This is a genomic window from Methylobacterium ajmalii, from assembly GCF_016613415.1.
Taxonomy (GTDB): domain Bacteria; phylum Pseudomonadota; class Alphaproteobacteria; order Rhizobiales; family Beijerinckiaceae; genus Methylobacterium; species Methylobacterium ajmalii.
On sequence record NZ_JACWCT010000154.1, the window covers coordinates 1 to 7842 of the forward strand.

At 74.5% G+C, this 7842-nt stretch carries 5 protein-coding genes and 1 tRNA gene; 3 read left to right on the top strand and 3 right to left on the bottom strand.

What is annotated here, in order from left to right; genetic code table 11:
- Positions 1 to 58: 58 nt before the first annotated feature.
- Positions 59 to 1099 (bottom strand): YcxB family protein, encoded by a 1041-nt coding sequence (locus HPY23_RS27440; RefSeq protein ID WP_091889798.1) that lies wholly within the window; start codon positions 1097 to 1099, stop codon positions 59 to 61.
- A 241-nt stretch (positions 1100 to 1340) separates the two neighbouring features.
- On the opposite strand from HPY23_RS27440, the gene HPY23_RS27445 reads away from it, so the two are divergent.
- The 3 genes from HPY23_RS27445 (at position 1341) to HPY23_RS27455 (ending at position 3045) form a co-directional block, all read left to right on the top strand.
- Positions 1341 to 1425: transfer RNA gene (locus HPY23_RS27445), tRNA-Leu, on the top strand.
- Between the two features lie 144 nt (positions 1426 to 1569).
- A complete protein-coding gene (locus HPY23_RS27450; RefSeq protein ID WP_091754686.1) occupies positions 1570 to 1770 on the top strand; it encodes a hypothetical protein in 201 nt (66 codons plus the stop codon).
- A 156-nt stretch (positions 1771 to 1926) separates the two neighbouring features.
- Complete coding sequence (locus HPY23_RS27455; RefSeq protein ID WP_091889795.1) at positions 1927 to 3045, top strand: aminotransferase class V-fold PLP-dependent enzyme; 1119 nt, start codon at positions 1927 to 1929, stop codon at positions 3043 to 3045.
- Positions 3046 to 3209: 164 nt separating this feature from the next.
- Here HPY23_RS27455 and HPY23_RS33290 read toward each other — a convergent pair whose 3' ends face one another.
- On the bottom strand, positions 3210 to 6668 hold the full coding sequence (locus HPY23_RS33290) for a hypothetical protein (RefSeq protein ID WP_091889792.1): 3459 nt from the start codon (positions 6666 to 6668) through the stop codon (positions 3210 to 3212).
- Between the two features lie 91 nt (positions 6669 to 6759).
- Positions 6760 to 7755, bottom strand: a complete 996-nt coding sequence (locus HPY23_RS27465; protein WP_418888676.1) for a MotE family protein — start codon at positions 7753 to 7755, stop codon at positions 6760 to 6762.
- Positions 7756 to 7842: the final 87 nt, after the last annotated feature.

Here is a 7842-nt window from a genome sequence, read left to right on the forward strand (position 1 = left end):
GCATCGCCGAGAACGAGCCGGTCCAGAACTCCCAAGGCAGCCCTCCAAAAAGCAGCCTTCAATCACTTCTCGCCCAACCAGGAAACCCCAAGAGTCCACACCGCCTAGCCTCGGCCTGCCGCCGCAGGAACCACGGCCATGTCAGCCAGACGATCAATCCGAAGCCCGCCGCCCAGAGAGAGATCCACAGGTAGCCTGCAGCCCCATCGAGCATAATGGCTGTGAATGGTTCATCGAACGGCTTGTTCCGGTCCGCTGCGAGCCATGCCAGGCAGAACCGGGCTGCGTCGAAAGAGGACATGCCCAGCGCCACGACGAGCGCGGATCCCAGCGCGCTCAGCGCACGGCGCCGTCGTCCCGAGGTCATCGCCCAGAGAAGTAGGTCACCCGCGATTTGGTCTTCCACCGTGCGCTCGTAGTGCAGATGCACGTCAGCCTCACGCGTCGCCTCCTGTGGCAGCACGGCCGTGAGGGGCTCGGGATCGTCTCCGAGGCGGAGCAGCCTTTCGCGCACGAACGCGCGGATGCGAGCTTGTTCGGCATCGGACATGTCGCGCTTGGGCACGATGGCGCCACCGCTATCCGCGTCGGTCAGGAAGAAATGCCGCTCGGTCTCCTCGAGGTCCACCACGCTCGCCCAGGACCGGAACAGCGTGCCGTACCTGTCGGTCGCGGTCATTCCCCGCGCGGTGAGCCGGCAATGCACCGAGATCGGCTCGGTTCCATGCCGTCGGGCGGCCCAGCGGCGCAGGCGCCACCGCACCGACCGATCGTGGACGGCGTAGGACCCGGCGACGAACAACGTGCAGACGACGAACCACAGCAGGATTGTCTCGTGCATGCCGGCCGGCGCGTCGAGAAGGACGATGTCTTCAGGGGCCGCTTGTCTCCCGCCGGTCTTCCAGAAGACCAGCGCTATGAACAGCAGGCCGATGGGGAGGAGGGCGAGGTTATCGAAGAGTGCCATCCTCCGCCGCGACGCGAGGTGGCCGCGGCTGTTGCGCATGGATGCCTCCGTCCAGTCGTGGGATGTGATCACGGTGGTGATCTCGATCACATCCTCCGCCCCGCCGGGCACCTCGTTCGATTCGGTTTTCATGACGTAGAGTCATACCAGATGTTGCACCGATCAACGACGGGCTGCTGCCGCCGCGATCTGGCCGGCTGGATTGTCCATGGCTCGGACGGGCACGCTCGGCATCCCGATCGAAATCCGACATCGGCCCGCCGAGTCGGTGGAACACCCCCTCCCCTCCCGAAGGCCGCTCAAGCCCGTTGACGCCGGCACCGCCAGGCTCTACACGACTGGCACCGGGGCGCCGCCAAGGCGACGCTCTAGGGCCCAGGTGGCGGAATTGGTAGACGCGCTGGTTTCAGGTACCAGTGGTGCAAGCCGTGGAGGTTCGAGTCCTCTCCTGGGCACCAACACCCTTCGAGGGTGTTGATGCCGTCCCCGCAGCGGACGCGAATGCCTTCAGTCCCGGCATTACCCTTTTGGTCTCTCGGTTGCACCGTGACGAACCCGTCCGGGTCGCTCCGCGTTGGCGTGTGCCGACCGGAGGATCGTCCATGCCCGACAGACGCGAAGATCTGCTCACCGCCCGCCCGCACCTGACCCGCCGCGACGAGGACGCGGCCGCCGCCAAGGCTGGCGTGACGCCGGCCGACCACGACGCGGCCCGCAAACCCGACGCCCTCGATCCCGGTACCAGCACCACCGGCGAGGAGCCGCGGCGGCGTCCCGGCCCGGCGGGTGAGGGCGAGGTCTGACGCGGAGACCCGGGGGACCGGCCCGTCCGCCGGGCCTCCTGGGCCGGGGCGCGTCGTGGTAGGGCGGGTCGTGCCCCGATCCCCCCACTCCCCCGTTCGACGAGCCGCGGCGCGGTTCGCCCGCGTGATCGGGAGAGCGAACGCAGATCCTTCCGCATGAGCGCGATCACCCCCCTGCCCTGCCAGCGGCACCTGTTCGAAATCCCCCGGGACGTCAGCTACCTCGACGCGGCGGCGTGGTCCCCGCTGCCCCGGGCGGTCCGCGAGGCCGGGGAGGCGGGCCTGCTGGTGAAGAGCCGGCCCTGGACGCACCGGCGCGAGGCGATCCCGATCCAGGCCGAGCGGGCGCGGACGGCCGCCGCCCGGCTCGTCGGCGCGGGGATGGACGACGTAGCGATCGTGGGGTCGGTGAGCCACGCGATGGCGACGGCCGCGGCAAACCTTCCCGTCGCGCCGGGCGGACGGGTGCTGCGGGTCGCGGACGAATTCCCGTCGCTGCGCTACGCCTTCGACCGGCTCGCCGCCGCGCGGGGTCTGAGCGTCGAGGAGGTTCCCCGCCCCGGGGACGGCGACTGGACGGCGGCCCTGCTGGCCGCGATCGGGCGCCCCGGAGCGCCGCCCCTGGCGATCGCCACCCTGACCCCGTCGCACTGGACCGATGGTGGGTTGATCGACCTCGACCGGCTCGCGCCGGCGGTCCACGCCGTCGGGGCCGCGCTGGTGATCGACGCGACCCAGGCGGCCGGCGCCGTGCCGGTGGATGTCGGTCGCTGGCTCCCGGACTTCCTGGCCTTCCCGACCTACAAGTGGACGCTCGGCCCCTACGGGCTCGCCTTCCTGTACGCGGCTCCCCACCGGCAGGACGGCACACCGATCGAGGAGAACCTCGGCAACCGCCCGCCCGCGGCCGGCGCCCGCCGCTACGACCGGGGCGAGTTGAACGACCCCGTCCTGCTGCCGATGGCGGCGACCGGGCTGGAACTGGTCCTGTCCTTCGATGCATCGGCGATGACGGCCCGGCTGCGGCACCTCACCGACCGCCTGGAGGAGGGCATCGCCGGGCTCGCGCTCGCCGCCGCGCCGCGCGCCTTGCGTGCGCCGGGCGTCCTCGGGCTGCGCGCGCCGGGCGGCCTGCCCGCCGGCCTGCTCGATCGCCTGCGCGAGGCCGGCATCCACGCGAGCGAGCGATCCGGCGCGCTGCGCCTCAGCCCGCATGTCTGGGCCGACGAGGACGACATCGACCGCTGCATCGCCGCCTTGCGCCGCGAACCGTAGGCCTCGCCCCCGCCGGCGCCGGCGGGGGCGCGACGACCCGGCGTCGGCGTCGGCCCGGGGAACTAGAGCGCTTCACGATCGCGTTGCAATCGCGAAGCTTTCTAGGTTTTTGATTTTGCGGCATTTTCTTCGACGAACCGGCATCCGCTTCGTCGGGAAACGCTCTAGCCCGGCGCCGGGCCGCCGGCGCCGCGCGCCTCCGGGCCGGTGCCCGGGGTGCCGTCGGGGCCGGGCCTCGGGCGCTCCGGCGCGGCGCTCTCGGGGTAGCGGGCACGGTAGGCGCGCAGGAACTCGGTCAGGGTCTCGGCGCTCGTCGCCTGGCGCACCAGGCTGCGGAAGGCCGCGGTGGCGGCGGCGTTGGGGGCCGCGACGAGGCCGAAGGTGCGCGCGTCCGGGCTGTCGGCCATCTTCGGGGTGTACTTCGTGCGCAGGCGGTCGAGGCTCAGGGTGTCCTCGGCCAGCGCGTAGCTGATCGCCGCCCGCATCACGTCGTTGCGCTCCGCGTCGGACAGCGGCCCGGGATCGCGCCAGCGGGTGCCGAGCAGCGTCTCGTGCGCCTCCCCGGCCTCGCGCCAGCGTCGCGCGCCCCACAGGATGTCGCCGCGCAGGTGCGCCGCCTCGGCGCTCGCATTGCCGTCGAGGAGCTCGAGGGCGAGGTCGGTGCGCGACAGGTCGGACAGCGCCCGGGCCTCGAGGAGCAGGCGCGCGTCGCGGATCGGCGCCGGCAGCTCCGGCAGGCGGGTGTTCTGGATCACCTTGAGGGCCTTGAGCGGCTCGCCCTCCATCAGCCGCACCGTCGCCAGCCTGGCCGCGACGCTCGCCCGCGCCGCGCCGGTGAGGCGGTTGTCGACCTGGTGCTGCAGCAGGTCGCCGGCGGCGTCGAGGAGGTCGAGGGCGACCAGCCGGTCGGCCAGCCGCCGCACGATCTCGTCGCCCTGGCGGCCGACCGGCGTGAACTCCTTGAAGTCGTAGAACAGGGCCAGGGCCTCGATCCGCCCGAGGCTGGCGCCCTTGTCCGACAGGAACAGGGCGGAGAACAGCGCCACCGTGTCGTCGTGCAGGCCGCGGGTCGCCGGATGGTCGGGATAGAGGCGGTTGGCCTTGCGGGCGGTCGCGAAGGCGTCGCGCCAGCGGCCGGCGCCGGCATAGAGCCGGCCGAGGCGCGCGAGGGCCTCGGCCTCGGTGTCGCCGTGCCAGATCAGGGTCAGGCGCTCGAGCCGGTCGATCGCCGCCTCCGGCGTCATCGTGCCGGCGGCGCGCCCGGCATCGACGAGCCGCAGGGTCGCCTCGGCGGCGACCGGCGGCACGCCGGTCTCGGAGATCTGCTGGTAGGCCCGGCGCGCCTCGACCTCCTGGCCGATCGCCTCGGCGAAGCGGGCCTTGAGGAAGGCCAGCCGGTCGCGGGGCAACGGCGCCTCGGCCAGCGGCGTCGCCGCGGTGAGCGCCCGCTGGGCGAAGGCCGGGTCCTTGACCTCGAGCGCGGCCTCCGCCCCCGCGAGGTAGAGCGGCAGCTGCAGGTCGTCCGGATAGGCCTCGATCACCGGGAGCGCGGCCTTGAAGGCGGCGAGGGCCTGGCCGCTGCGCCGACCGCGGGCATCGAGATAGCCGCGCCACAGCCGCATCTCGGGGTCGAGCGCCTGCTTGCCGTCGGGGTTGAGGAAGCCCGCCGCCCGGGCGTCCTGGCCCATGCGCAGCGCGGCGATCGCCGAGAGCAGCCGCACCGGCGCCTGGGAGGCCAATGTCGGGTCCTCGCGGGTCGCGTAGTTCAGCACGCCGGAGGCCTCGGCCGAGAAGCCGTTGGCGAGGAGCACGCGGGCGAGGTCGATCCGGGCGGCCGAGCGGGCCGGCCGCTCGGCGGCGGCGGCGGCGGCCTCGGCGGCATGGATCCGGGCCCGCACGTCGCCGCGCTGGTCCTCGGCCCAGCGCTCGGGCTGCACCATCAGGGTGGAGGCGGCCTTCGGGCCGGCCTCCGGCGCCTCGACCACCGTCGGGGAGACCGACAGGCCGCCGGGCCGGGTGATCGTCACCTCGGTGAGGCCGGGCCGCACCGCGAGGTCGTCGGCGGCGGCCAGCACGGCGACGCCCTGGCGGCTCGGCAGCACCTCGAACTCGACGAAGCGGCCGCGCTTGGGCACCCCGGCGATCCGCGCCCCCCGGGCGGTCACCACGGCGATGCGCTCGCCGTCGCGCTCGAGCCAGAGGGCGCCGCCGGGCCGGGCGAGCGGCACCGAGACCGCGGGCTTGCCCGACGGGTCGGCGCTGCGCTGGGGCGCGAGCAGGTCGCCGCTCGGCGCGCTGCCGTCGCCGAGCACCAGGTCCCAGCCCTGCCCCTCGCCCATCGCGAGCTGGGCGAGGGTGCCGGATTCGAGGCGCAGCCGCATCACCGTGAAGGCGCCGTCCGTCTGCGGCGCGTCGACGACGCTCGCCGGCCCGCCCGCCGCCAGCGCCGGCAGGGTGACGGGCGCGGTGGATTCGAACACCAGGGTGGCGATCCCGGCACGCTCGAACAGAGCCGCCGGCGGCCGGGAGGCAAACGGGAAGGCGATGCGCAGGCCGGGCCAGGCACGCACGATCCGGGCCTGGACCGGGCCGGACGACGCGGCCGGATCCGCCGGTGGCGTGACGCCGGACCCGGCCTCGGCCCGGGCGGCGGGCGGCGGGCCGGCGGGCGCCTCGCCCGCCGTCATCCGGGCGTCCGCGGCGCGGGGCTCCGGCGGCTTGGCATCCGAGGGCTTGGCTTCGGCGGACTTGGTATCGGTGGGCTTGGCTTCGGCGGGCTTGGCTTCGGCGGGCTTGGCTTCGGCAGTCTTGGCATCCTGAGCCGAGGCCTGGCCGCCCGGCTTGATCAGGTCGAGGACGTAGGAATCCTCCTCGCGGTAGCCCTCGGCGGTGTAGCCCTCGGCGAGCTTCACGGTGACCCCGGCGGCCTCCGCGCTCGCCTCGGTGGCCAGGGCGGTCACGGCCGGCCGGGCGCCGGAGCGGGCCTCGGACGCGTCGATCGTGTAGGCGCCCGGGACGCGCAGGCGGACGTCGCCGCCGGCCCGGGTCAGGGCGGCCTGGGCCTCCCTGGGCAGGCGCAGGGTGAGCCGGGTCAGGGTCGGCAGATGGGCGACCTCGAGGCGCAGCGGCACCGGGCGCGGCGCGCGGGCGGCGGCCTCGCGGCGCAGGCGGGCGCTCAGCTCCTCGGCCCGGCGGGTGAGGTCGGCCAGCACGTCGGGCGGCAGGCTCGGCGGCAGGCCGCTCCAGCCCTCGGGCAGCAGGTCGATGAAGACCCGCTCGCCGGCCTCCAGCACGTTGACCTTGTAGGGGGCCTGGAGGGCGACGCGCAGGCCGGAGCCGTCCGGGTCGCGGCGGACCTGGGCCACGTAGGCCGGCATCTCGCTCGCCAGGCGGTCGCGCTGGCCCGTGACGGGCTCGCGGAAGCCCACCACCAGGACGCCGCCGACGACCTTGGCGGTCACCTTCACGCCCTGGTCGAAGGTGAGCGCGATGCGGCCGAAATTCTTCTGCTCGCTGCCCTGGATCGCCGTGAGCTGCGCCGCGGCGGCCGCGCTCGCTCCGGCGGTCCATCCCGCCAGCGCGATCAGCGCCGCAGCATAGCGGCTCCTGCCCGTCGAACCCATCGCGATCCGCCCGTAAACCCCGAGCCGGCACCATGACGGCACACGGCTAACGCGGGCTTAATTCGCCGCCCGCGGGTCTCCGGACGGGAGGTCAGCGCACCCCGTCGATCGCCGGCAGCTCGCCCGGGGGCAGGCCCGGGGCGACGGCGGCGGATTTCGGGCCGCCCGCCCCGCGGGCGCGCTGGGCGAGCGCCACGGTCAGCCGCTCGGCCGCCTCGGGCTGCATCACCGCCAGCACCTCGGCCATCTTGCGCGGGTTCATGGCGACCACCACCGGCACCAGCACGTCGAGCTTCAGCCGGTCGAAGACCCGGGCGGCCTCCTTGGGCTTCATCGTCTCGTACATCGTCACCAGGGACTTGAGCCCGGCCGCCTCGGCCTCGGCGCGCTTGGCCGCGGCGTCGTCGCCCTTCTGCTCCAGGGTCTTGAGGTCGTTGATGCGGCTCTCAAGCTTGCGCTCGGCGTTCTCGATCAGCTGCTCGCGGGTCTCGAGGTCGCGCGAGCGCTGCTGGAGCGCGTCGCGCCGGGCGCCGAGCTTCTCGAGGATCGCCCGCTCGGAGGAGGAGACCGGCTCGCCGGCCGGCCGCGGCGGCTCCGCGGGCGGGGCCGAGGTCGTGGGGGCGGGCGCCGTCTCCTTGGGCGAGACCGAGCCGGTCACCGTCGGGTCGGCGGGCTCCCAGCCCGAGCGGGCATGGGCCAGCACCTCGGCGAAGCGGCTGCCGGTGGAGGGCGCGGCATCGAGGAAGGCCAGGACCTTGAGGAAGAGGAGCCCGCAGGCCGCCACCGCCACCGCGTCGACGAGGCGCAGCCGGATCATCGGCCCGCGCCAGGCCGGCGTCGCGGTCAGGCGCCGCAACAGCGCCGACAGGGTGACGGGCGCCTGCGGCCGCTTCGCCGGAAGCCCGGTGGCGGCCGTGGGCTTGCCGGCGCCGGCAGCACCTGCAGCGGGACGACCCGCGACCGGCGCGGCGTCCGGCTTCGCGCCGGCGGAGGGGGACGCGGCCGCCGCGGCCTGGGGCTGAGCCCCGGCGGCGACCGGGGCGTCCGGCAACCCGGCGAAGCGGCGCAGGAGCAGCGTCAGGGTCATGCGGCCTGGGCCTGGAGACGGCTCAGGGCGCGCTCGCTGAGGGCGCGGGCGGCGGCGGCGGCGGCGCCGAGGCGCTCGCCGGTGGAG